Source organism: Mucilaginibacter sp. cycad4 (assembly GCF_034263275.1).
In the GTDB taxonomy this organism is placed as follows: domain Bacteria; phylum Bacteroidota; class Bacteroidia; order Sphingobacteriales; family Sphingobacteriaceae; genus Mucilaginibacter.
In genome coordinates, this window is the sequence record NZ_CP139559.1 from 5,533,280 (window position 1) to 5,557,045 (window position 23,766).

The window sequence follows — 23,766 nt, forward strand, 5'->3', positions numbered from 1 at the left end:
TAACGTATGTTTAGTTTAATATGTAACAGTAAGGCTACAATTAATTACTAAGCCACCGGTATGCCCGCAAATAAATTGAGTTGCGTTTTTGTTTGGACGCTTTTGATATATCGCCCCATCCCTCAAACCCTTTACCCTTTTAATAGTTATACTACAACGCATTAAAGTTATTTGGCTATGAGATCGATATGGAAAGGTTCGATAGGTTTTGGATTGGTGAGCATCCCTGTTAAATTGTATTCGGCAGTGCAAACCAGCTCGCTTGATTTTGATATGCTGGATAGCCGTGACCATGCACGCATCCGTTTCCAGCGGGTAAACGAAAATACCCATAAGGAAGTACCTTATGATAAAATTGTAAAAGGCTATAAGCTTGATGAAGATTACGTGATCATGGACGAACAGGATTTTGAGGATGCGGCCCCCGAAAAAAGCAAGGTAATTGAAATTGAAAGCTTTGTAGATATTATCGATGTAAACCCCATGTTTTACGAAACATCGTACTATACCGAGCCCGATACCAAAAACAATAAAGCCTATGCCTTGCTTATCCAGGCGCTTACACAATCAAAAAAAGCCGGGCTGGCCCGTTTCGTGTTACGAAGCACCGAAAGCCTTTGCATAGTTCATCCGCTTAAAAATGTGCTGGTGGTAACCCGCATTCGTTTTGGGCAAGAGATTCGGGGCACAGAGGATCTTAACCTACCCGATAAGATTGATGTAAGTAAAAAAGAATTGGATATGGGCCTCACCCTCATAAACCAGTACGCCGAAGATTTTGATGTATCTAAATTTAAAGATGAGTATAACGATGAGCTGCTTAAGATCATCGAGGCCAAATCAAAAGGGAAACGCGCCAAAGTTAAAAAACTTAAACCGCGTAAAACCGGCAGCGACGACTTATACGACCAATTGATGGCCAGTTTAAAAACCAGGAAAGAAGCTTAGTTAAGTTGTAAGCCGGGGGCGTGAAAGTTTTAAGTCCGCCATTCAATTATTCCTCAAAAAGAGTCAACGTGTGTTGTTTTCAGAACTCATAGTTGCAGGTGTTTGGAAAGCTGACTTTTAAGAGATAAAATCCTTTGCATAGGCACGATTAAATTATCCTAATAATTAATTTTCTTTTTAAAAGAATAAATTTTGGCTTTGTGTTTGTAGTGTTTATCTCACAAAAATATTAAAACATCTATCATGGCAACTACTAAAGTAAAAACACCCGAACAAACTAATGATGTGCAGGAATCGGCCTTAAACGAATTATTTATTGATGAATTAAAAGACATTTACTGGGCCGAAAAACACCTTTCAAAAGCATTGCCTAAAATGGCTAAAGCAGCAACATCCGATGAATTGCGCTCGGCTATCGAAAACCACCTGGCCGAAACCGAACGCCAGATCATCCGCTTGGAAGATGCTTTCGCTTCAATCGGTCAAAAAGCTGTAGCTGTAAAATGCGAAGCCATGGCCGGCCTGATTAAAGAAGGTGAAGAAATTGTATCTGAAACCGAAAAGGGCAGCATTACCCGGGATGCCGGCATTATTTCGGCCGCTCAAAAAATTGAGCATTACGAAATTGCATCGTATGGTACATTGAAAACACTGGCCGGTGTGCTGGGCTATGACCATGCTGCCGAGCTGCTTGATTCAACCCTGCAGGAAGAAAAAACTTGCGACAGCCTGCTCACCCAAATTGCCGAAGCTGGTATCAACCAGGCATCAAAAGCAGAGAAAGCTTAACGTTTATTAGTTTTTTAAGAGCGGTCGTGAGGAGCTTTCCTTGCGGCCGTTTTTTTTAAACGAATATTTTATCTAAAAAAACTGTCATTTAGATGAGGCCGGACGGCCATAAGCATTGGGGCATATGATAATCGCCCCCTAACACCAGGTCGTATGTTAACGCTATTTCATAGGATTATTTTTCTGCCATTTATCCGTTTTGCCCAATTTCACGCAGATTTCATCATTTTAAGGCTCCCGGCTCCCCGTTAAGTCAATGTTAATTTTGACAGAAAAACAGCATTTACAAGTCCATTTTACACTATCCTGACTAAAATACCAATAGGGTCAAAAAATAAATTACTATCAATCAACCGATTAAATACTCGTGACTTTTGGATGAAAAATCGCATCTGATTTGTGTTGTTAATTTGCTGTGTGTTTAAAACAACATATATCAAAAACACAACAATAGTTATGAAAAATTTATTCAAAGTTTCAGCATTAGCCCTTGCATTTGCGGGCTTAGCATTTGGTGCAAAAGCACAAACATCTACACCTACTACCCCTTCTACAACATCAACTACAACTAAAAGCGGCATCCGTTACAGCATCGGTGTTGACGCAGGTATTCCACTTGGCGATTTCAAAGACACCCACAAATGGAATTTAGGCGGTTCGGTACAGGCTGATATCCCGGTTCTTTCAAACCAGTTATTTGTTACTGTTAACGCAGGTTACAACAACATCTTTGGTAAAAAAGATATCGGCGGCGTACAAGGCCTTGACGCTACTGATTTTCATTTAATCCCGGTTAAAGCAGGTTTGAAATACTTCCCTATCAGTAATTTCTACGTACAGGGAGAAGCAGGTGCAGCATTTTTGTTAAACAAATCTGACGTTGGCGCCAATAAATCAACTGCATTTGTTTATGCTCCGCAAGTTGGTGTTCAGTTCCCGGTAAGTGCAAGCAGCTTTATTGATGCTGGTATCCGCTATGAAGCAACTACCAAATATGCTACCGGTGTTGATGCAAGCAAAGTTAACTTTATAGGTTTACGTGTAGCGTACGGCTTTTAATATATGGCCCTACAAATACCTTGACATAAAAGGGGAGCTCATTCGGGCTCCCCTTTTTTATTATGTTTTTTTAGTTGATATGAACCTTTATAATTAAATAAATCGTATAAATTAGCACATTGTTTGTATTTTGACACGTAATATTACATTTACCGCACAATAATTGCTGAATATGAAAAGGATCCTCATCATTGATGATGAAGTTAATGTGGCGTTATTGCTATCGAAGTTTTTGACGCGGAATGGGTTTGACGTTAGTACGGCATCAAGCGGTACCGGGGGGATGGAAGCGTTGAAAAATAGTGAATATCAACTTGTCCTTTGTGATTTCAGGCTCGAAGATACCGACGGCCGCGAAATGCTCCGCAATATTAAAATCCAATATCCTAAAACAGGGGTTATCATCATCACCGGTTATTCAGATATTAAAATGGCTGTTGAGCTTATTAAAATGGGGGCTTATGATTATATCACCAAGCCGCTGTATCCCGATGAGATATTAAATACCATTAATAAGGCTCTTGAAACCCACCATGCCCTGGTTGAAATTGACGAGGAGCCGCAAGCGGCTATTTTACCTGAAAAAGCTAAAGTTAACACCGTAAAAAAAACAGTTTTTGCAGCGGAGTTTGTAACCGGTACCAGTCGCGCATCAAAAGAGCTTGCCCGCCAGATAGAACTGGTGGCGCCAACCAATTACAGCGTTATTATTTTAGGCGAGAGTGGTACAGGAAAAGAGTCCGTAGCCAAAAGCATCCACCTGAACAGTCCGCGGCATAACCAGCCTTTTATAGCCATGGATTGCGGCTCGTTAACCAAAGAGCTTGCAGCAAGCGAGTTTTTCGGCCACGAGAAAGGTTCATTTACCGGCGCTTTATATACTAAAATAGGCCATTTTGAAATGGCTAACGGAGGTACTTTATTTTTAGATGAAGTGGGTAACCTTTCGTACGAGATCCAGGCGGCTTTACTTCGTACCGTACAGGAGCGCAAGGTTAAAAGGATAGGCAGTACCAGGGAGATCGATCTGGATGTGCGCATTATCATTGCCACTAACGAAAACCTGCAGGAAGGGATCCAGAAAGGCCGTTTTCGTGAAGATCTTTACCATCGTTTTAACGAGTTTAGTATTTACATGCCGCCACTGCGCGAACGCGGGCATGACATCATTTTACTGGCCGAACATTTTTTGAAAATAGCCAACCAGGAACTTGGGCGTAATGTTGAATCATTTTCGCAGGAGGTTGTGGATTGCTTTATGAATTACCGCTGGCAGGGCAATATCCGCGAGCTAAAAAACGTGATCCGCCGTGCAGCACTATTGGCCGAGGGCAACGAAATCACGCTTAAAGCATTACCGCTTGAAATGTCGACCTATAAATTATCGTACGAAACATCGAACCATTACGCGCAGCATCATACCACATCGCATGTGGCGGAAGTACCCGAGGTGAAAGAACCCCGTCATGATCTTAAAAATGCTGCGCTCGAGGCCGAATATGAAACAATTATAAGGGTATTAAGGGAAGTTAACTTCAACAAGACCAAAGCGGCCGAGATCCTTAATATCGACCGTAAAACCCTGTATAATAAAATGAAGGCCATTAACCTTAAGTAACATGGGGGCTAATGAAGAAAAAAACGACGCCGAAGCCTTGCGTAAATTAAGGCACGATATAAAAAATCAATTATCAAACATTCACCTGGCACTTGAGCAGTTGCGGTATGAAATTCCCAACCCAACATCAGATTGTTTGTTTTACATGGATACCATAGCAATAAGTTCAACCCGGATCAATAAACTGCTTAACGATACTAACTAAAAAGCGGCGCAAATAATACTTGAAACGCTAAAACTTTTTGGCGTTTTTTTGTTTAAGCAAGTATCAATACAACAGCCCTAAATGTCGGTTTTTAATTATAAGCAGCGCAACAATATTATCCTGGCAAGCATCATTATACTGGGCTGCTTTTTGCTGTATGCGCTCAGCAGTTTATTCAGCTCAATTCTTGGCGCGGTAGTGCTGTTTACCATTTTTCGCCCCCTTTATATCAACCTTGCCGAAAATAGAGGATGGAACCACTCGTTAGTAGCCTTGCTTATCATTTTCATATCGCTTATTGTTATCGTGATCCCTTTCTTAACACTAAGCATAATGGTTGTGGGCAAAATTTCAAGCATCAACCTTAAGGAGCTGCCAATTGATCAGTGGATCTTAAAAATTGACACATTTGCCGGCGCTAACCTCAATCAACCTCATTTTGCCGAAGAGACATTGCAAAAGTTAGGCACTTTTGCCACAGGCTTGTTCCCATCTATACTGGGCAGTGCTGCCAATATCATATTAACCTTACTGGTATTGTATTTTATCCTGTATTTCATGTTTACGCAAATACGCGAATTTGAGGCCGGGTTATTAAAATATGCGCCATTCAGGGAGCAGCATGCATTAAAATTTGCCAATGCCCTGCGCGATTCTACTTATTCAAACGTTTTAGGCCAGGGAATTATAGCCCTTACACAAGGGATATTGCTGGCCAACGGGTTTTGGATATTCGGCATTCCCGACCCGATTTTCTGGGGGGTTATCGCTATCTTTATTTCGTTTTTACCGGTGGTGGGGGCACCAACACTATGTATCCCGGCAAGCATTGTATTGTTTGCACAGGGGCACAACTGGCAAGGAATAGCATTACTGGCTTATGGTTTATTGTTCATTGGCAATATTGACAATTTTTTGCGCATGATCATCAACAAGCGCGTAGCCAATACACACCCTATTATTTCAATAATCGGTGTTTTTATCGGCCTGCCACTTTTCGGGATCCTGGGCCTGGTGTTTGGCCCGGTGCTGTTATCGTATTTCCTGCTGCTTATGGAAATTTATGAAACAAACCGTATGGCGGCCGACAGGCTTGAACGGATAAACAGCGTATAAAATATACCGTACAGCCCTGAATAGTTTTGTGAACACAGGGTAAAATTTATTTGGCTGATAAAAGTTAATTTATACTTAAATCAAAATAATTGTGCCAAATGCACATATTTGGCAGGATATTTACACTAACTAATCAAATGTTCAACTTTAAATTATATTACAATGAATGATAACTCAAAAGTAGTTGTTGCATTGCTTGCCGGTTTAGCAGCAGGGGCAGCGTTAGGTATTTTGTTTGCACCTGATAAAGGCAATGAAACCCGCGACAAGCTTACCGAATCATTAAAAAACCTGGGAGAGTCAATAAAAGATACTGCGGCGGCCGAAATTGACAACCTGGTTGGCTTAAAAGACAAAGTTGTTGAAAACATCAAGTCGAAAATTAAAGGTGCTGAAGAAGAATACCAGGACGACCTGGAGCACGCATAAGCATGTATAACACCAATCCCGGATGCGGATAAAAACAACATCCGGGATATATAACCTTACCTATGGAAGATAAAAAAGAACCTCAACCATCAGTACCGCCAATAGTTGACCAGTTAAAAGAATATGCCGAAACCCGGTTTAAACTTTTAAAATACGAAGCTATTGAGGGCGGAACCTCCATATTAGCAAGCATCATTGCCGATTTGGTAACCGTGATAAGCATGGTACTGGCTTTTCTTTTTGCAAGTGTTACCTTAGGCTTTTTTCTTGCCGATATTTTACACTCCTACTGGATGGGTTTTGGATGTATTGCCGTGCTTTACTTTTTGATAGCCATGTTTATCAAGATATTTAAACGACACCTTGAAAGGCCGCTTATCAACATCTTTATTCAAAAAATATTTAAAAGATAAACCATGGATCTTCATATCACCAACATCAGCGATCTGCAGGCCGAAATATTCAGATTAAAAACGCTTGAAAATCAACAAGCGATAGCGCTAAAAGCACGTGTCAACAGCCCGTCTGCGCTATTTTCAACCGCACTTACCCTGTTCCCGCGTTCAAATGATACCGATGGTATAAAAAACACCAGTTTTTTCCATCCCGATATTCTTAACCTCATTTCCAGGTTCGTGATCCCGCTTACGCTGAACAAAACACTTTTTAAACACTCCAACTTTTTGGTAAAAACACTGGTTGGCCTGGTATCACAAAAGGCTTCAAACTATGTTAATGAGGATACTGTTGGTGGTATTTGGGATAAAGCCAAGGCGCTTTTCGCCAAATTCACTAAAAAGAAGGATGATGCCGCATACAAACCTGCGCCATATGTTAAGCCGGTGGGTGGGTCGGTAGTATGATAGTTTTTGCACGAATTTTTCGAATTGAGCCGAATTTCACGAATTAGAATCAGGTTAAATCTGTAAAATTCGTGTAATTCGATTAATTGCTGCCCGATATGCAAATCAATTCGTGTTAAAAATTCCTACACGAATTTTTGCGAATTATCAAATTACACAAATTCGCTTCATCAATCTATACAAATCATTAAACCAATTCGTGTAATTAGAATTAATTGCTCAGCAACAAGTAATTCATTCGTGTTAATAATTTCAATATTTTTGCGCTTTATTTAAAAACGTAAAGTGGGAAAAGATAAGCTAAGGCGCTTTGCCGAAATTGAAACCTTTAGTAATGTACTGCAATTAGATGCCGGCAAACCTTTTAAAGGCCGGTGGGGCGCTGAGTTTTTTAAGAATGATAACCCGGTAGTGCTTGAACTGGCTTGCGGCAAAGGCGAATACACCGTGAACCTTGCTCGCATGTTCCCCAATAAAAATTTCATTGGTATCGACTACAAAGGCAACCGCATCTGGCGCGGCGCCAAAACCGCTATTGAAGAGGGCGTGCCTAACGTTGCTTTCCTGCGCATTCAGATCGAGAACCTGCTTGATTATTTCGCCCCCGGCGAAGTAAATGAGATCTGGATCACCTTCCCCGATCCACAACCGCAATTAAGCCGCGAGAAAAAGCGATTAACCTCACCGCGTTTTCTGGATAAATACATTGTCATTTTAAAACCAGGGGGCTGCGTTAACCTCAAAACTGACAACGACGGTCTGCACGCCTACACCGCCGAAAAGATAGATGAACTGAAGCTAAACCTGCACATTAAAACAGAAGACCTTTACAATTCGGAATACGCCGATGAAGTGCTATCTATCAAAACCTACTACGAGAAAAAATATTTAAAGGATAACAAGAACATTAACTACCTTAAGTTTTCATTTACCGAAAATGCTTAATGGAGGATATTAATTTTTTTGAAAAAGTATACCAGGTAGCCCGGCTCATTCCGCCGGGGCGGGTAACATCATATGGCGCCATAGCGGCTTATCTTGGCACCAAAGGCTCCTCGCGTATGGTAGGCTGGGCCATGCAGGCAGCAGGAAATGTTAAACCACCTGTACCTGCACACAGGGTAGTAAACCGCCAGGGCTTGCTAACGGCAAAAGCCCATTTTGGCGGCAACCGCATGGCCGAGATGCTGGAAAGCGAAGGTGTAAAAGTAGTTGACGATCAGATCCAGGATTTCAAATCACATTTTTGGGATCCTATGATTGAGTTGGCGTTGTGATAAATGAGCCGACGCTCGGCTTCTGCCGGGTGGTAACTATTTCAAGGCCTCTGGCCTAACCCAACACGTCGGCCAGAGGCCGCCCCAATAATGGACACCCGGCAGGAGCCGAGCGTCGGCGACTTGGTAGGTTACGACTCCGTAAACTGCAGCAACTCCGTCCTGTTCCCAAACGGATCAATAAATGAAAACCGCGTGCGATCTGGAAGAACAGGTTCTTCCCAAAACTCAACGCCATAGCTTTCCAGGTGTCGTCGGGCTTCTGCAATATCAGTAACCTCAAAGGCCGTATGCCGCGATGTGCGGGGCAAAGCATCCTCTGTGCTTAAATGAAGCTGGATATCCGATATCTGAAACCAGTAGCCTTTTGAATTAAAGGCAGGCCGTTCTATCTGTTCCAATCCTACCACATCTGTGTAAAAAATCCTTGCCTCTTCCAGTCGTTCTAACGGAATACAAATCTGGATATGGTCGGCACGTTTAAAGTTGATCATATTGTAAATTAAGCGTCATTGCACGAAGCAATCCCCGATTAGCAGGTCCTCCCTGTATAGTTTGGGATTGCTTCGTACCCCGCAATGATTTTTTTTGTTAGTTACTCATGCTCAGCAAAAGTAAGCACATAGCCGTTATTATCCTTTATAGAAAATTCGGTAGCACCGTAAAAGGTAGTTTCGATGCCCTTTAGTACGGTTACCTTATCCTTTATTTCCTCAAAAAAGGCACGGATATTTCTGAGGTTGATATATAACAGCAGGGAGCCGCCATCAACACGGCTTATTTCCGGCAGGTCATCGGCCAGGCTGCTAAAAGTTTGGAACATCATGGTAACGCTTCCGTTAGTCATCATGGCCCAAACAAGATCGGGCCCGGTTTCGGGTACACTCATTGCAACTTTAAAACCAAGCAGTTCATAAAAACTAATGGTTTGATTGATGTTGCTTACAAAAATGTTAGGTGAAAGGCTTTCCATAATTATCCGGGTAAATTTTGTTAGTAATGTTACCGGATAAAAATAAAGATTTATACCTTTGATTGCTAATTAATTTAGCTTTATTAGCTCAAATATTCATCCGCTCATTAATTTAACATACCGTGGGAAAACTTGTAGAAGAATTTGACGCCTATCGCTCTAAAATGAACGACAGGATCATGGAGACTGCCAATACCAATATTAAACGCTTTTTTGCGCTTGATACAACCAGCTATGCCGAAGGCGCACTGGACGTCAAAACCAAAGAGATGCTCGGCCTGGTAGCCAGCATGGTTCTACGCTGCGACGACTGCATCAAATACCATCTCGGCAAATGCCACGAAGCCGGCGTTAATCACGATGAAATGAACGAGATTTTTATGATAGCTAATTTGGTAGGTGGTTCAATTGTTATTCCGCATTACCGCAGGGCGGTAGAATACTGGGATGAGTTGAACGAAGTGAAATAAACCAATCATTTTCTCCACGTCATTGCGAGGTATGAAGCAATCCCAAATAATACAGAGCGGATTTGCATAGCTTCTCTGCCAATCGGGGATTGCTTCGTACCTCGGAATGACGTAATGTTATAACCCTATAAACTTTAAAAATATGCCGACTTCAAACTTAGAACTTAAGACTTCCGACTCAATAACCCGCTGCTCCTGGGCAGGTACCGATGAACTATACATCAAATATCATGACGAAGAATGGGGCAAAGAGGTTCATGACGACCATACCCTGTTTGAATTTTTAATATTAGAATCGGCACAGGCCGGCTTAAGCTGGATCACCATATTGCGCCGTCGCGAAGGTTATCGTAAGGCTTTTGCAAATTTTGATGTGGAAAAAGTTGCGGCTTTTACCGATGAAGATATTGAACGCTTAATGCATGATGAAGGCATCATCCGCAACAGGCTTAAAATATTAGCTGCTATCAACAATGCTAAGCTGTTCATCGGCATACAAAAAGAATTTGGTTCGTTTGATAAATACCTGTATAGCTTTATGCCCAATGGAAAACCCATCGTAAATCATTCGCACAAAATACCGGCTACCAGTCCCGAATCTGACGCTATCAGCAAGGATATGAAAAAGCGGGGTTTTAAGTTTTTCGGCAGTACTATTTGTTATGCCCACATGCAGGCTACCGGTATGGTAAATGATCATATTCCTGATTGCAGTTTCAAATAAAACAGACACGAATTTTTACGAATGTGATCGAATTGCACGAATTGATTAATAAAATTAAAGGCTATTCAATTCATTAAAATTCGTGTTCTTTGCATAAATACCCGGCATCAAAAAATTCGAATCAATTCGCTTAAATTCGTGCAATTAGTGTTAATGATATTATGAAAAAACTATTTCTTTTGGATGGCATGGCCCTTATTTACCGGGCTCATTTTGCTTTAAGTAAAACACCACGGTTTACCTCAAACGGGCTAAACACCTCGGCAATGATGGGGTTTACCAACACGCTGCTGGATGTTTTGAAAAAGGAAGCCCCCACCCACATGGCCGTGGTTTTTGATACCGAAGCGCCAACCGAACGGCATACCGATTTTGAAGGTTACAAAGCTCACCGCGAAGCCATGCCCGAAGATTTAGCAAAGGCTTTACCCTATGTTATAAAAATCATATTGGGTTTTAACATCCCGGTTATTACGTCCGACGGGTATGAGGCCGATGACATTATCGGCACCCTTGCAAAAAAAGCCGAGCAAAAGGGGTACACCGTTTATTGTATGACGCCCGATAAGGATTTTGGCCAGTTGGTATCAGATAATATTTTCATTTACAAACCGGCCCGCATGGGTAACGAGATGGAAATACAAGGCGTTAAAGAGATATTGGCGAAATGGGAAATTGAACGAGTTGACCAGGTGATAGATATTTTAGGCCTATGGGGCGATGCGGTAGATGGTATCCCCGGCATCCCCGGCATTGGCGAAAAAACGGCCAAAACCCTTATTAAACAATATGGCTCGATGGAAAATATCTTTGAGCACAGCCACGAGCTTAAAGGGAAACAGCGCGAAAACGTAGAGCAGTTTAAAGAGCAGGGCCTGATGTCAAAAAAACTGGCTACCATATTACTAAATGTTCCTGTTGAGCTGGATGAAGAAGGCCTTGAAGTATGCGCTCCAAGTAAGGAATTATTGGAGCCGCTTTTTGCCGAACTGGAGTTTCGAACTTTAGGCAGGCGTGTATTTGGTGATGATTTCAGTATTACTGAACTGAAACCGGCCGGAACCCAGATCGATCTTTTTGGCAACCCGACGGCAACCGGTCGTACTACCATGACGGTTGATGTAGAGGATATTCATGAGGAGCTTACCCTTGCCGCCAAAAACATTAACAATACACCGCATGAGTATCACCTGGCGGATACTATTGAAAAACGCGCCGAACTCATTAAAATATTAGCACAGCAGCAAACCATTTGCTTTGATACCGAAACCACCGGTACGGATCCTAACCACTGTGAGCTGGTAGGTCTATCATTCGCCGTTAAACCGGGCGAAGGCTGGTACGTACCTGTCCCTGCCGATCAGACTGGGGCGCAAAGCATTGTTACCGAATTTAAAGCGGTGCTTGAAAATGAAAATATCGGCAAAATAGGGCAGAATATTAAGTTTGATATCCTGATGCTGAAATGGTACAACATTGAGGTAAAAGGCACCCTGTTTGATACCATGCTGGCCCATTACATCCTTGATCCGGATACCCGCCATAATATGGATATCCTGTCGGAAAATTACCTTGGCTACAAACCCGTTTCCATAACCGAGCTTATTGGCCCGAAAGGCAAAAACCAGGGCAATATGCGCGACGTGGATTTTGAAAAAATAAAAGAATACGCCGCCGAGGATGCCGATATCACCCTGCAGCTAAAAGATGTTTTTGAGCCGAAGCTAAAAGAAGTTGAGGGCGAAAAGCTGGTAAATGAAATAGAGCACCCGTTAATATATGTGCTTGCCGATATGGAGTATGAAGGTGTAAAAATAGATCATGATACCCTGCGCGATTTCAGCAAAACACTGGAAACAGATATTGCCCAGTACGAAAAAACAGTTTATGAAAAAGCAGGCGTAAAGTTCAACATTGCATCGCCAAAACAGCTGGGCGAAGTGCTGTTCGAAAAACTGATGCTTGATCCTAAAGCCAAAAAAACCAAAACCGGCCAATATCAAACCGGCGAGGACGTATTGCTTTCATTAGCTGCCAAGAGTGATATTGTGCGCGATATCCTTGATTTCCGCCAGCTGCAAAAATTAAAATCGACTTATGTGGATGCCTTGCCGCAAATGGTGAACCCTAAAACCGGGCGGGTACACACTTCATACAACCAGGCCGTTGCCGCAACAGGCAGGCTAAGCAGTGTTAACCCCAACCTGCAAAACATCCCTATCCGTACCGAGCGCGGCCGCGAAGTAAGGAAGGCTTTTATCCCGAGGGATAACAATCATACCATCGTATCTGCCGATTATTCGCAAATCGAGCTTCGAATCATAGCTGAGATCAGCAAAGATCCCAACATGATGCAGGCCTTTATCGATAACCACGATATCCATACGGCAACTGCCGCTAATGTTTACGGCATCGGGTTAGATGAAGTAACCAGCGATCAGCGCCGCAATGCAAAAGCAGTTAACTTCGGTATTATTTACGGGCAATCGGCCTTTGGTTTATCGCAAAGCCTGGGCATTCCACGTAAGGAAGCCGCCGAAATTATTGAGCAATACTTTATCCAGTTTGCCGGTATTAAGCAATACATGAGCGACACCATGAACTTCGCCCGCGAAAACGGTTATGTGTGCACACTGATGGGCCGTCGCCGCTACTTGCGCGATATCAATTCGGCCAACGCAACTGTTCGTGGTTTTGCTGAGCGAAATGCCATCAATGCGCCTATACAGGGTTCGGCAGCCGATATGATCAAAATAGCCATGATCAACATCCACCGCGAACTGAAAGCCCAAAAGTTGGATACCCGCATGACCATGCAGGTACATGACGAGTTGGTGTTTGACGTACCACATCATGAAGTGGAAATCGTAAAACCCATCATTATGCACAACATGAAAACCGCCATCAAAACTGAGGTACCTATCATGGTGGAGATTGGAACAGGCTTAAACTGGCTGGAGGCGCATTAAGCCCCCTGCCCCCTGAAGGGGAGAACTTCATAAAAATACCCTTGCGCTCGTTTGCAACGAGCGCTTAATATGGGTTTGCGTTTAAAACGCAACCCTGGCGATACAATCGCCAAACCAAGTTAAGCACTCGTTACAAACGAGCGCAAGTTAAAAACAAACAAAAACCATGTCATTGCGAGCGAAGCGCGGCAATCTCGTAGCCAATGCCTGTCCGATCTGCATAGTATGCGATTGCAGCCCTTCGCAATGACATATCGTATAGTTTATGATGCATTTTGCAATTATAAGGCTGTTTTTCCCCTTTCATAATACACTAATCCATACTTACCCCGCCCCCTTTTCCCTATCATTTTTACAACTATAACATCTTAACGATAATAAAATTTCAGTGCTTTTTATCTAATTTTTCCAAAACTATATTAATTCTCATAGGTTTCTCTTTTGGTAATCTTTGCTTAAATTGAGCCAATAAAACCTGAATGAAAATATACCATTTGAGTGCCGAGTGCTATCCCGTTGCCAAAGTTGGCGGGCTTGCCGATGTTGTTGGCGCATTGCCTAAGTACCAGAATCTTGCAGGTTTGCAGGCTGCGGTTGTTATGCCTTTTTACGACCGTAAGTTTACCCAGGAAAACGACTTTGAAATAGTGTTTGCCGCTGCAACCTTACTCGGTAATCGCCGCCTCTTCTTCGAGATCCTGAAAGAAAAAACAAACAAGCTCGGTTTTGAACTTTACTTAGTGAAGATCCCCGGGCTGCTCGACAGGGAAAACATCTACAGCTATCCGGATGAGCGCGACCAGTTCATGGCCTTTCAATTGTCATTTTTAGATTGGATCAGTTATTCGCAACAAACACCCGATCTGATCCACTGCCATGACCACCATGCCGGTTTAGTCCCATTCCTGCTTTATCATTCCAAACTGTATACAAGGCTGGCCAATACGCCAACGATATTTACCATACACAACGGCCAGTACCATGGCGCTTTCGGCTGGGACAGGCTATCCTTACTACCAGAGATCGATCTGACCAAAACAGGCCTGCTTGACTGGGCAGGAGGTATTAACCCATTGGCAGCAGCTGTTAAGTGCGCCTGGCGTTATACAACGGTATCTCCAACTTACCTGGAAGAACTTACCTATAACTCGAACGGTTTGGAATACCTGTTTTACATTGAACGGGCAAAAGGTTATGGCATTATGAACGGCATCGACACCGAGGTTTGGAACCCGCAAACCGACCCGATGATCCCTGCCAAATTCTCCGCTAAAACATTGGCTAAAGGAAAAAGAGCTAATAAAGAAACCATTTGCAAACGCTTTGAGCTTGATCCCGAAAAACCGTTATTCACCTTTATCGGTCGCCTCGTTGTTGAAAAAGGTGCCGACCTGCTACCTGCTGCCATTGAGCGCAGCCTGCTCGAAAACGAAGGCGAAGTAAACTTTGTAACATTAGGCACCGGCGATAAGGAAAACGAACTGGCCCTGCTTCAACTCAAAAATAAATACCCCGAACATTGCAATGTGTTTATAGGTTATGATGAGTCATTGGCGCACCTGATTTACGCCGGAGCCGATTTTCTGCTAATGCCATCGCGGGTAGAACCTTGTGGCCTCAACCAGCTGTACGCGCTGCGGTACGGCACCATGCCAATTGTACGTACTACCGGGGGGTTGAAAGACTCTGTTATTGATTTTGGTGATGAAGGGGGCTATGGTATCCGTTTTATACAAGCCAGCGTACAGGATATTTGCCACTCGGTTTTCAGGGCCAAGCAACTTTACCAGGATAACGCCAAAATGCAGCAACTCCGCAAGCAAATGATGGCCCTTGATTTTTCATGGGCACGCTCAACACAACAATACACTGAACTATACGAAAGCTTAAAACTAACTTTATGACATCCAAAGTAATCTCCATTGTGCTCGGTGGCGGCCAGGGCAGCCGCTTATCACCGCTTACCGCAACGCGGTCAAAGCCGGCAGTACCAATTGCGGGTAAATACCGTTTGGTTGATATCCCTATTTCAAACTGCCTGCACTCGGGTATTACACGTATTTATGTGTTAACGCAGTTTAACTCGGCATCCTTAAACAAGCACATCAAAAACACCTATCATTTCAGTAGCTTTAGTGATGCTTTTGTTGATATCCTTGCGGCAGAGCAAACGCCGTCGAGCGTGGCCTGGTTCCAGGGTACAGCCGATGCTGTTAGGCAAAGTTTACACCACCTGGCAGTGCATGAGTTTGAGTATGTGCTCATCCTCTCGGGCGATCAACTGTACCAGATGGATTTTGAAGATATGATTAACCATCATATTGAAACCAATGCCGAAATTTCGATAGCTACCATCCCTGTTGATGCAGCTGACGTTCCGGGCTTCGGAATTCTTAAAACGGACGAAAACAACATGATCACCTCGTTTATCGAAAAGCCCAAAAGCAATTTCGAAAGCTGGGCATCAGAGGTTAGTCCGGAGATGGAAGCTGAAGGCCGTGTATACCTGGCGTCGATGGGTATCTACATTTTTAACCGCAAGCTATTATATGAGTTACTTGAAGGCAATGAACGTACCGACTTTGGTAAAGAGATCATCCCGCAATCAATTGAAGGTCACCGTGTAGCCAGCTATCAATACGAAGGCTACTGGACAGATATTGGTACTATCCCTTCATTTTTTGAGGCTAACCTTGGTTTAACTGATAACATCCCCAAGTTTAACCTGTTTGATAAAAACCCGATCTATACCCGTGCACGCATGCTACCTCCATCAAAAATATCGGGCACGCTGATGGAAAAATCTATTGTTGCCGATGGTTGTATTATCAATGCCAAACAGATCACACATTCGATAATAGGGATCCGTACCCGCATTGGTGTTAATACCATTATTGAAAACTGTTATGTAATGGGCAGCGACAATTATCAAACCCTTGAAGAGATCGCCGAATCCAAAGAAAGCGGTTCGCCCATTATGGGCATTGGCGATAATTGCCAGATCCAAAACGCCATCATTGATAAAAATACTTACATCGGCGATAACGTAACCATTAACTGTGGCGAGAAGCTTGAAGACGGCGATTACGGCACCCATACCGTGCAAGACGGTATTGTTGTAGTTAAGAAACGTGCTATAATACCAAGCGGCACAGTTATTTAATTAAAAAAATAAAAAAAACAAACCATAGTTAATTTGTTATAGATAGTACTAACCATCTAAAACATAATCAACTATGAAAAAGGCACTATGTATGATCGCTTTAGCAGCGATCTCCTTCAGCAGCGTTTTCGCTCATGGTACAATGGTTCGCCCGTCAAAAGGCATTATGCAAACTGATACTACCAAGAAGAAGAAAACGAAGAAAATGAAAAAAGATACCATCATGAAAAAAGACACCATGAAGATGAAAAGGAAATAAGTCTTTAGTGGAAAGCCGGAAGTTAAAGTCCGGCGGTATCAAACAACAAAAGGCCCGGTATCCCGCGCCTTTTGTTGTTTATAATTGTCATGGGTAACTTGTTTCAACACCCCACATGCTGAGTTTACGATCTGCCATGCAGACATGCTTTATGGGTTCCCGAAACAAGTTCGGGATGACCGATAGGTGTGTTTTTACAACTCAATAGTTTCACCAATAGCCGGTAACTTCAAATTCAAACCTGCCTTTATAAATTTCTCAGCCACCTCATCCTTGTCAATTTTGATAACCGGGAATGAGTCATAATGAACCCCGATGATGTTTTTACAATTGATGAACGCTGATGCTTTAATGGCGTCATCTGCACCCATGGTGTAATTATCGCCGATAGGCAGGAATGCCCAGTCGAGGTTTTCATCTGCAAGCAGTTTCATATCATAGGTAAGCGCCGTATCGCCTGCAAAATAAATAACCTTTCCCTCTGCATAAATTAAAAAACCGGCAGGATTGCCGCCTGGTGAGCCGTCGGGCAAAGTGCTCGAATGTACCGCGTTTACCATTTTAACCCGTCCAAAATCAAAGTTAAAACCGCCGCCTATATTCATGCCATGTACATTTTCAATGCCTTTAGTACCGAGCCATCCGGCAATTTCGGCAATACAAATCACTTTTGCACCGCTGCTTTTGGCAATTTCCAAAAGATCGGCCACATGGTCGCCATGCCCGTGCGATACCAGGATATAATCGGGCTTTAGGCTGTGAATATCAATATCCTTTGCCAGCGGGTTCGGGCTTATAAAAGGGTCGAAAAGCAATTTCTTCCCACCAGTTACAATCTCAAGGGCCGACTGTCCATAATAAGTAGTTTTCATAGAATGTTATTTTATGATCTGATCAAAAGTAAACAGTTACAACAGCGATTTGATTTTAATGGCAGAAAAGTTACAAACAGGCGTTTGAACAGACAGTGCTATAAAACCTCAAAAATGTAAAAAAGCCCTATAGAAAGCAAAGCGTCATTGCGAGTTACGAAGCAATCGCGAACTTAACAGAGCGGTTCTGCTAATCGGGGATTGCTTCGTGCCTTATAATGACGTGATCGTAAATTATTGATTATTAAGATATTTTTTCGATGCGTTTTATGATATGGGCGTTGCCTGCGGCCGGGCTATCCGCTGCAAGTCCTCGCCTTGCCGGCCGCAAACCCAACCCGCGCTGTGGGCTTTACGCTGCTATCCCTAACGCGCCCCCGCGCAACATTCCTAAAGTATAGCTTGTACGTCATTACATTTTTTTTCAGGATTTTCCTGATGGGTACTCGCAATGACGCTTTGATACCTTAAAAAAGGATCTAAGAATCAGACTTACTTACCAAACATATTACCCAGGCCACCCAAACCACCAAACATGCTTTGGGTCATGGCAGCCATTTCGCTTTGGCTGATGTTTTCGGCTTGTTCAAGCGCTTTATTCACCGCAACAACCAAGAGTTCTTCCAATTCTTCTTTATCGGCACCTGCTAAAAAATCAGGATCGATCTGTACCGACTGGATTACTTTATTCGCATTGGCATTCACAATTATTTTGCCGCCTTCGGCTGTGCCTGACACACTGATGGCATCAAGGCGTTTTTTCATTTCGCCAGCCTTTTGCTGGGCTTCCATTAATTTATCAAACATTGTATTTAGTTTAGTTAGTGAGTGGTTGATTTGGTGAGTGGTTGATTAGGTTGAAAATTTAACCATTCACTTAATCAACCAAATAAACCACTCACCAAAAAATTAATCATCACTGGTATCACCATTACCGTTATATGCGCTTTTGCGTACAACCGGCATGCCGGCCGTTTTAAACAGGTCATCAAGCTTCAATAAACTGCCGTTGGCCAGGTTGGTAAGCAATACTATGGTAATGTCGTGTTTCATATCCCGCAGGTAAATATGTCTAAAACCATGCCACCACCCGGTATGATAGATCACCTCCTCGCCCGGTGCAGTAAACGTACGCCAGCCGTAGCCGTAGCTAAAATGCCCGTGCACCATTGGGTTACGCGGTACATAGGCCGAATCAAGCGTGGCCGGTTTTAACAACAACCCCGCGCGCAGGGCACGATCAAACAGGAACAAGTCGCCAACCGTGCTGTAAATGCCTTTGTCGCCCACCGGACCATCCAAAAAGTTTTGTACTACCGAATAACGCCACTGGCCGCGGTCGTGCCCTACAACATCAACAGGTATTTTATCATATACCGCTTTTGAGTAAACATGGGTATGCGCCATGCTGGCGGGTTTAAACACATTTTCTTGCATAAATTGAGCGTAGCTCATTCCGCTCACCTTTTCAATGATGGACCCCAGCACCATAAAGTTGGAGTTGTTATACAGGAAACGTTTATTAGGCTCGTTGAAACGCGTTGGCTTATAATCGGCAATCATTTTCATGGCTTCGGCATTGGTAAGGCCCTTTCGCTGGTTCAGGTGTTGCTTACGGTATATATCGTCAATAAAATATACGTAATTCATCATGCCCGACCGGTGGGTAAGCAGCAGCCGGATAGTTACCCCATCATACGGAAAATCGGGGAAAAACTTTTTAACATCGTCATCAAGTTTCAGTTTGCCGCGTTCCATCAGCAGGAGGATGCCGGTTGATGTCATGGTTTTAGTTACCGAAGCCAGCTCAAACTGCGAACCTATCTTCAGGCTGTCGCGGTGCAGGTAGTCGGCCCAGCCTATGGCTTTTTCATAAACTATTTTGCCTTTTTTTGCCACCAGCACATTGCCATTAAAGCCGCGGGTACGGTGCAATTCCTGCATCACAGCGTCAATTCTTTTATCGGCATTTTTAGGATTATAGGCCAGCAGGGCTGTAGTATCAAGCGGCCTGGCGGCAGCCTGCGACTGCGATTGGTCTTTATTTTTATTTTTGGATGAACAGGCTAACAGTAACAGGGGGGCAGTAAACACTACCAGGCTTTTGTACACTAATCTCATAAATCAATTTATCTCACACTAAACGAATGCGAAAATTAGAAATTATACAGCAGGTATTGATTAAAGTTTTAAAATTTTCTGTTTGTTAGCACAATTAGTATGTTTAAGTATGATTTTGTTGAAAAAATGTTTGTTCATTATGGCCTTCATGATCGCCGCAGGATTGGCATATGCTCAAAATGTTGATGTTAACAGTACAATAAAGGAAGGCATCAGGCTTAACAGTGAAAAAAATTATTTGGCAGCTATTGAAAAATACAAAGAGGCGCTTGCAGCCGAGCCAGGTAACGCGCAGGCCAATTACCAGCTGGCTTTCAGCCTCAATGCTTCGGGCAAGGGGACGGAAGCGATACCTTATCTTAACAATGTCATAAAAACGGGCGGCGACCTCACAGTCCCTGCTTATGAACTAATGGGTAGCATTTATGATACCGCCCATCAACCCCAGCAGGCCATCGATGCTTATAAGGAGGGGATCAAATTAAAGCCCGGCTATCAACCGTTATATTTTAACCTGGGGATAGCCTATTTTCGCGCGCAAAAATATGCCGATGCCGAACAGGCCGCTATTGAAGCTATTAAACTTGATCCTAAACATGCCAACAGCCAGCGCTTGTACGGACTGGTGACATTCCACCAAAACAAAAGGGTGCCGGCATTAACGGGCCTGTCCAGTTTCCTGCTCCTTGACCCTGAAGGCTCCCGTGCCGATGAAGCCTATACCAACCTGCAAAGTTTATTAAAGGGCGGCGACCTGAAAGCCGGCAAGCCTGATGCTGAAACTTTATTGCTGAACAAAACTTTAAGTGCTTCTGTTGCCACCGCGGGGGGCAACCTCGAAACTCAACTCAAAAGCATTTTTACCGATGTTGGCAAACTTGGCGAAAAAAATGGTAAGCAAACCTTCTTCTGGAATTACTATGCTGCCTTTTTTTATAAATTATCTCAATCCCCGCATTTCACAATTGCTGTGAAACTGATTGGCCTGAGTGCCGACAAAGCCACGGCTGCCCAATGGCTGCAGGATAATACCGGTAAACGCAAGGCGCTGGAAGAATGGATAGCAACCGCCGACCGAAAATTTTAGCGTAGCTTTTTTTTTGCGGGATCCGTTTCGTAGATTTCACCATGAAAACCTTTCACTCTATTCTGCTGCTATTTTTTATAGCCCACCTTTTTGCGTTAAAAACTTACGCGCAACAAAAAGACGAAGCCAAGGTGCTTCTTGATGCCGGCGTTACCCTACATAATCAGGGTAAATATGACGAAGCTATCGAAAAATACAAGGCTGCCGCGAAACTAAAACCCGATTATGATGATGCTTATTATGAAATTGGCTACTCCTTATTCAGTTCGGGCAAAGAAAAGGAAGCTATTCCATACCTTGAAAAGGTTTTATCGCTAAACCCTAACGCCGCCGGCGCTTATGATATGCTGGGCAGTATCTATGACGATGATAAACAAACCGCCAAAGCCATAGAGTACTACCGCAAAGGCCTTAAAATGGATCCATCCTACCAGCGCCTGCACTTTAATATTGCCATTACCCTTTTTCGCGACGGACAAACAGCCGAAGCGGAAACTTATGCCGCCAGTGCGATCAAACTTCAGCCAAAACATGCCAGCAGTCACCGGATTTATGCCATGATCCTGGCCGACCAAAAAAAGCTCGGCTGCGCGTTGCTGGCCTGGTGTAGCTTTTTAATACTTGAGCCTAATACCAAACGATCTGATTACGCCTACAATCGGATACATGAAATTTTAACTTATGGCATCAAAAAAACAGGCGACAAAAGCGTTAATATCAATATTGCAGAGGCCGACCTCAATTCCGGCAACCTTATGCTGCCCATGACTATATTAAACGCCACATTGGGTAAAACCGGGCTAAGTGCTACCGATTCGCTTAAATTACAGCTTACACAAATTTTTAAAGCAGCACCAATCTTTTACGGCGATAAAGGAAATGGTACATTTTTCAATAATTACTACGCCGATTATTTTAAAAAACTTGGCGAAAGCGAAAACATGGAAGCGTTTGCCCGCGTGGTATCACTAACTGTGAGGCAGGATGAAAACACTAAATGGTTTAAAGAAAACCAACCAAAACTCAGCGCACTTGATAGTTGGGTGGCAAATACCAAACGCTTTTAATTACGCTGATGTAATGATGTGCAAATTACAGATGTGCAGATTTTAGCAAGCCTAATGAAATGGATAAAATCATCGGCGTGTTAAAAATATGCTGATCTGCACATTTGAAATTTGCACATTGAAACATATTTACACTATTTTTGAGCACACAAAATTTAACGACATGAATTTTCCGGCTGAATTAAAATACACCAAAGACCACGAGTGGATTAAGGTTGAAGGCAATGTAGCTACCGTAGGCATCACCGAATTTGCTCAAAGCGAACTGGGTGACATTGTGTATGTTGATGTTACGTCATTAGGTAAAGAGGTTGCTAAGGACGAAGTTTTTGGTACCGTTGAAGCAGTAAAAACTGTATCAGACCTGTTTATGCCTATTGCCGGTACCGTAACCGAAGTTAACCCGGCGTTAAACAACCAGCCCGAACTGGTTAACACCGACCCTTATGGCGAAGGCTGGATGGTAAAGATCACCGTAGCTGATGCTGCCGATGTTGACTCACTTTTATCTGCCGATGCTTATAAAGCGGTTATCGGCGTATAAGATGAAGCTGTTTTTAAAATATCACTGGCCCGCTATATTGTGGGCCTTATTTGTTTTAGTAATTTGCTCAGTACATCTTGATTCTGTTGATAACGCCCCCATGTTTTTTGAAGGCTTTGATAAGCTCACACACTGCGGTTTGTTTTTCACCCTTATTGTACTGGTTTGTTTTGGTGTTATAAGGCAACAAAAACCAGGGCGGCTTACGTATACAGGGGCATTCGCGATATGGGCTATCAGCGTGTTTTTCGGAGGGTTTATTGAAGTGCTGCAGGCATCTGTTTTCACCTGGCGCACCGGCGACTGGAACGATCTTTTTTGCGATGTACTTGGGGCTTGTATGGGAGTTTTTAGTGTTATGCTGACTGTTGAGGCAATTGGAAAAAATGAAAAAAAATAAACTGGTAATTTTATTGGGCGCGCTGCTGTTAACAGCAGGTTCATCATGCGGCATTTTCCACAAGGGTTGCGGCTGCCCGCATTTTGGAAAAATCAAATCTGCGGATTCAAAATGTACGGATGTGCAAATGATGGCTTAGCCTGTAAAACTATATCAGGCCAAACATAATTTATTCTTCACTTTGCGGGTGTTCAACTTTTTTAGGTGTAAACACTTGTGATTATCTTCAAAACAAAAACAACTGATAATCAATATCTTAATTTTAGCAATTATCAGCCGATTATCAAACATGAACAAAGTATCGCTGATAATCAGAGCATTGCATTTTTTAGAGGTAAAAAGTTGAACACCCGTTTTTCAAAAATTGAACACTGACAGCATCGTGTCAGTAAAAAGCAGAAAAAAGCAAAATCAATGGCATCAAAAAGTCATCTGCACATTTGAAATCTGCACATCCTGAATCCTCACAATTGCATCCAAACTTCACATTAAAGTCATTTGCACAGCTGCATATTTAAAATCTGCACATCTCCGCACATCTTATTTGGATTTAATATAAATAAGCTTACATTTGCTACGTTTTAGATTATAAATGATGAGGCTATCACAACTGGAAGTAGGCGAAATTGGTATTGTAAAAGAATTTACCGATCTTGAAATGTCAGTAAAACTGATGGAGATGGGCTGTTTACCCGGCGAAGAGGTCCGCATATCGCGTATCGCCCCCCTCGGCGATCCTATTGCCATCAGCGTGTCAGGCTACCAGCTGAGCTTACGCAGGTTTGAAGCGTCCACCATCATTTTGCAGTAGTT

General features: G+C 43.0%; 28 protein-coding genes. 23 read left to right on the forward strand and 5 right to left on the reverse strand.

Going from position 1 to position 23,766, the window contains the following annotated elements; translation table 11 throughout:
• Positions 1-177 precede the first annotated feature (177 nt).
• From SNE26_RS22525 to SNE26_RS22575, 11 genes are all read left to right on the forward strand, one after another.
• Positions 178-948: a Ku protein gene (locus SNE26_RS22525; protein WP_321556126.1), complete on the forward strand. Its 771-nt coding sequence runs from the start codon at positions 178-180 to the stop codon at positions 946-948.
• A 243-nt stretch (positions 949-1,191) separates the two neighbouring features.
• Positions 1,192-1,737 (forward strand): ferritin-like domain-containing protein, encoded by a 546-nt coding sequence (locus tag SNE26_RS22530; protein WP_321556127.1) that lies wholly within the window; start codon positions 1,192-1,194, stop codon positions 1,735-1,737.
• 456 nt (positions 1,738-2,193) lie between these two features.
• On the forward strand, positions 2,194-2,796 hold the full coding sequence (locus SNE26_RS22535; protein ID WP_321556128.1) for a hypothetical protein: 603 nt from the start codon (positions 2,194-2,196) through the stop codon (positions 2,794-2,796).
• Positions 2,797-2,968: 172 nt separating this feature from the next.
• Positions 2,969-4,414, forward strand: coding sequence for a sigma-54 dependent transcriptional regulator (locus tag SNE26_RS22540; protein WP_321556129.1), 1,446 nt, complete (start codon positions 2,969-2,971; stop codon positions 4,412-4,414).
• A 1-nt stretch (position 4,415) separates the two neighbouring features.
• Complete coding sequence (locus tag SNE26_RS22545) at positions 4,416-4,619, forward strand: hypothetical protein (RefSeq protein ID WP_321556130.1); 204 nt, start codon at positions 4,416-4,418, stop codon at positions 4,617-4,619.
• Between the two features lie 81 nt (positions 4,620-4,700).
• The gene (locus SNE26_RS22550; RefSeq protein ID WP_321556131.1) at positions 4,701-5,735 is read left to right on the forward strand and encodes an AI-2E family transporter; all 1,035 of its coding nucleotides are present in this window, start codon (positions 4,701-4,703) and stop codon (positions 5,733-5,735) included.
• A 162-nt stretch (positions 5,736-5,897) separates the two neighbouring features.
• Positions 5,898-6,164 carry a YtxH domain-containing protein gene (locus tag SNE26_RS22555; RefSeq protein WP_090532345.1) on the forward strand — a complete coding sequence of 89 codons (267 nt, stop codon included), beginning with the start codon at positions 5,898-5,900 and terminating at the stop codon, positions 6,162-6,164.
• Between the two features lie 62 nt (positions 6,165-6,226).
• Positions 6,227-6,577, forward strand: a complete 351-nt coding sequence (locus SNE26_RS22560) for a phage holin family protein (protein WP_321556132.1) — start codon at positions 6,227-6,229, stop codon at positions 6,575-6,577.
• Between the two features lie 3 nt (positions 6,578-6,580).
• Positions 6,581-7,027 carry a hypothetical protein gene (locus SNE26_RS22565; protein ID WP_321556133.1) on the forward strand — a complete coding sequence of 149 codons (447 nt, stop codon included), beginning with the start codon at positions 6,581-6,583 and terminating at the stop codon, positions 7,025-7,027.
• Positions 7,028-7,312: 285 nt separating this feature from the next.
• A complete protein-coding gene (gene trmB, locus SNE26_RS22570; RefSeq protein ID WP_321556134.1) occupies positions 7,313-7,972 on the forward strand; it encodes a tRNA (guanosine(46)-N7)-methyltransferase TrmB in 660 nt (219 codons plus the stop codon).
• Positions 7,972-8,304: an MGMT family protein gene (locus SNE26_RS22575; RefSeq protein WP_321556135.1), complete on the forward strand. Its 333-nt coding sequence runs from the start codon at positions 7,972-7,974 to the stop codon at positions 8,302-8,304. The genes trmB and SNE26_RS22575 overlap by 1 nt, the downstream gene beginning before the upstream one ends.
• Positions 8,305-8,435: 131 nt before the next feature.
• Here SNE26_RS22575 and SNE26_RS22580 read toward each other — a convergent pair whose 3' ends face one another.
• Positions 8,436-8,798, reverse strand: a complete 363-nt coding sequence (locus SNE26_RS22580) for a VOC family protein (RefSeq protein WP_321556136.1) — start codon at positions 8,796-8,798, stop codon at positions 8,436-8,438.
• A 101-nt stretch (positions 8,799-8,899) separates the two neighbouring features.
• The gene (locus tag SNE26_RS22585) at positions 8,900-9,277 is read right to left on the reverse strand and encodes a VOC family protein (protein ID WP_321556137.1); all 378 of its coding nucleotides are present in this window, start codon (positions 9,275-9,277) and stop codon (positions 8,900-8,902) included.
• Positions 9,278-9,399: 122 nt separating this feature from the next.
• Here SNE26_RS22585 and SNE26_RS22590 point away from each other — a divergent pair, with 122 nt between their 5' ends.
• The 6 genes from SNE26_RS22590 (at position 9,400) to SNE26_RS22615 (ending at position 16,862) form a co-directional block, all read left to right on the forward strand.
• Positions 9,400-9,747: a carboxymuconolactone decarboxylase family protein gene (locus SNE26_RS22590; protein ID WP_090532360.1), complete on the forward strand. Its 348-nt coding sequence runs from the start codon at positions 9,400-9,402 to the stop codon at positions 9,745-9,747.
• Positions 9,748-9,889: 142 nt separating this feature from the next.
• The gene (locus tag SNE26_RS22595; RefSeq protein ID WP_321556138.1) at positions 9,890-10,471 is read left to right on the forward strand and encodes a DNA-3-methyladenine glycosylase I; all 582 of its coding nucleotides are present in this window, start codon (positions 9,890-9,892) and stop codon (positions 10,469-10,471) included.
• A 161-nt stretch (positions 10,472-10,632) separates the two neighbouring features.
• Positions 10,633-13,440, forward strand: coding sequence for a DNA polymerase I (gene polA, locus SNE26_RS22600; RefSeq protein ID WP_321556139.1), 2,808 nt, complete (start codon positions 10,633-10,635; stop codon positions 13,438-13,440).
• 479 nt (positions 13,441-13,919) lie between these two features.
• On the forward strand, positions 13,920-15,344 hold the full coding sequence (locus SNE26_RS22605) for a glycogen/starch synthase (protein WP_321556140.1): 1,425 nt from the start codon (positions 13,920-13,922) through the stop codon (positions 15,342-15,344).
• A complete protein-coding gene (locus SNE26_RS22610) occupies positions 15,341-16,603 on the forward strand; it encodes a glucose-1-phosphate adenylyltransferase (protein ID WP_321556141.1) in 1,263 nt (420 codons plus the stop codon). Before SNE26_RS22605 ends, SNE26_RS22610 begins: the two co-directional genes overlap by 4 nt.
• A 73-nt stretch (positions 16,604-16,676) precedes the next feature.
• Entirely contained in the window at positions 16,677-16,862 is a 186-nt protein-coding gene (locus SNE26_RS22615) for a hypothetical protein (RefSeq protein ID WP_321556142.1), read from the forward strand.
• Positions 16,863-17,056: 194 nt separating this feature from the next.
• On the opposite strand, the gene SNE26_RS22620 is transcribed toward SNE26_RS22615, so the two are convergent.
• From SNE26_RS22620 to SNE26_RS22630, 3 genes are all read right to left on the reverse strand, one after another.
• Positions 17,057-17,734, reverse strand: a complete 678-nt coding sequence (locus SNE26_RS22620) for a metal-dependent hydrolase (protein WP_321556143.1) — start codon at positions 17,732-17,734, stop codon at positions 17,057-17,059.
• 492 nt (positions 17,735-18,226) lie between these two features.
• Positions 18,227-18,541 (reverse strand): YbaB/EbfC family nucleoid-associated protein, encoded by a 315-nt coding sequence (locus tag SNE26_RS22625; protein ID WP_321556144.1) that lies wholly within the window; start codon positions 18,539-18,541, stop codon positions 18,227-18,229.
• A 102-nt stretch (positions 18,542-18,643) separates the two neighbouring features.
• A complete protein-coding gene (locus tag SNE26_RS22630; protein ID WP_321556145.1) occupies positions 18,644-19,855 on the reverse strand; it encodes a serine hydrolase domain-containing protein in 1,212 nt (403 codons plus the stop codon).
• Positions 19,856-19,994: 139 nt separating this feature from the next.
• Between SNE26_RS22630 and SNE26_RS22635 the strand changes: the two genes are divergently transcribed.
• The 6 genes from SNE26_RS22635 (at position 19,995) to SNE26_RS22660 (ending at position 23,764) form a co-directional block, all read left to right on the forward strand.
• Positions 19,995-20,942: a tetratricopeptide repeat protein gene (locus SNE26_RS22635; RefSeq protein ID WP_321556146.1), complete on the forward strand. Its 948-nt coding sequence runs from the start codon at positions 19,995-19,997 to the stop codon at positions 20,940-20,942.
• A 41-nt stretch (positions 20,943-20,983) separates the two neighbouring features.
• Positions 20,984-22,009, forward strand: a complete 1,026-nt coding sequence (locus SNE26_RS22640; protein WP_321556147.1) for a tetratricopeptide repeat protein — start codon at positions 20,984-20,986, stop codon at positions 22,007-22,009.
• 163 nt (positions 22,010-22,172) lie between these two features.
• Positions 22,173-22,553 carry a glycine cleavage system protein GcvH gene (gene gcvH / locus SNE26_RS22645; protein ID WP_321556148.1) on the forward strand — a complete coding sequence of 127 codons (381 nt, stop codon included), beginning with the start codon at positions 22,173-22,175 and terminating at the stop codon, positions 22,551-22,553.
• Between the two features lies 1 nt (position 22,554).
• Positions 22,555-22,953 carry a VanZ family protein gene (locus SNE26_RS22650; protein WP_321556149.1) on the forward strand — a complete coding sequence of 133 codons (399 nt, stop codon included), beginning with the start codon at positions 22,555-22,557 and terminating at the stop codon, positions 22,951-22,953.
• On the forward strand, positions 22,940-23,092 hold the full coding sequence (locus SNE26_RS22655; RefSeq protein ID WP_321556150.1) for a hypothetical protein: 153 nt from the start codon (positions 22,940-22,942) through the stop codon (positions 23,090-23,092). Before SNE26_RS22650 ends, SNE26_RS22655 begins: the two co-directional genes overlap by 14 nt.
• A gap of 456 nt (positions 23,093-23,548) precedes the next feature.
• Complete coding sequence (locus tag SNE26_RS22660) at positions 23,549-23,764, forward strand: FeoA family protein (RefSeq protein ID WP_321560051.1); 216 nt, start codon at positions 23,549-23,551, stop codon at positions 23,762-23,764.
• The last annotated feature ends 2 nt before the right edge of the window (positions 23,765-23,766 follow it).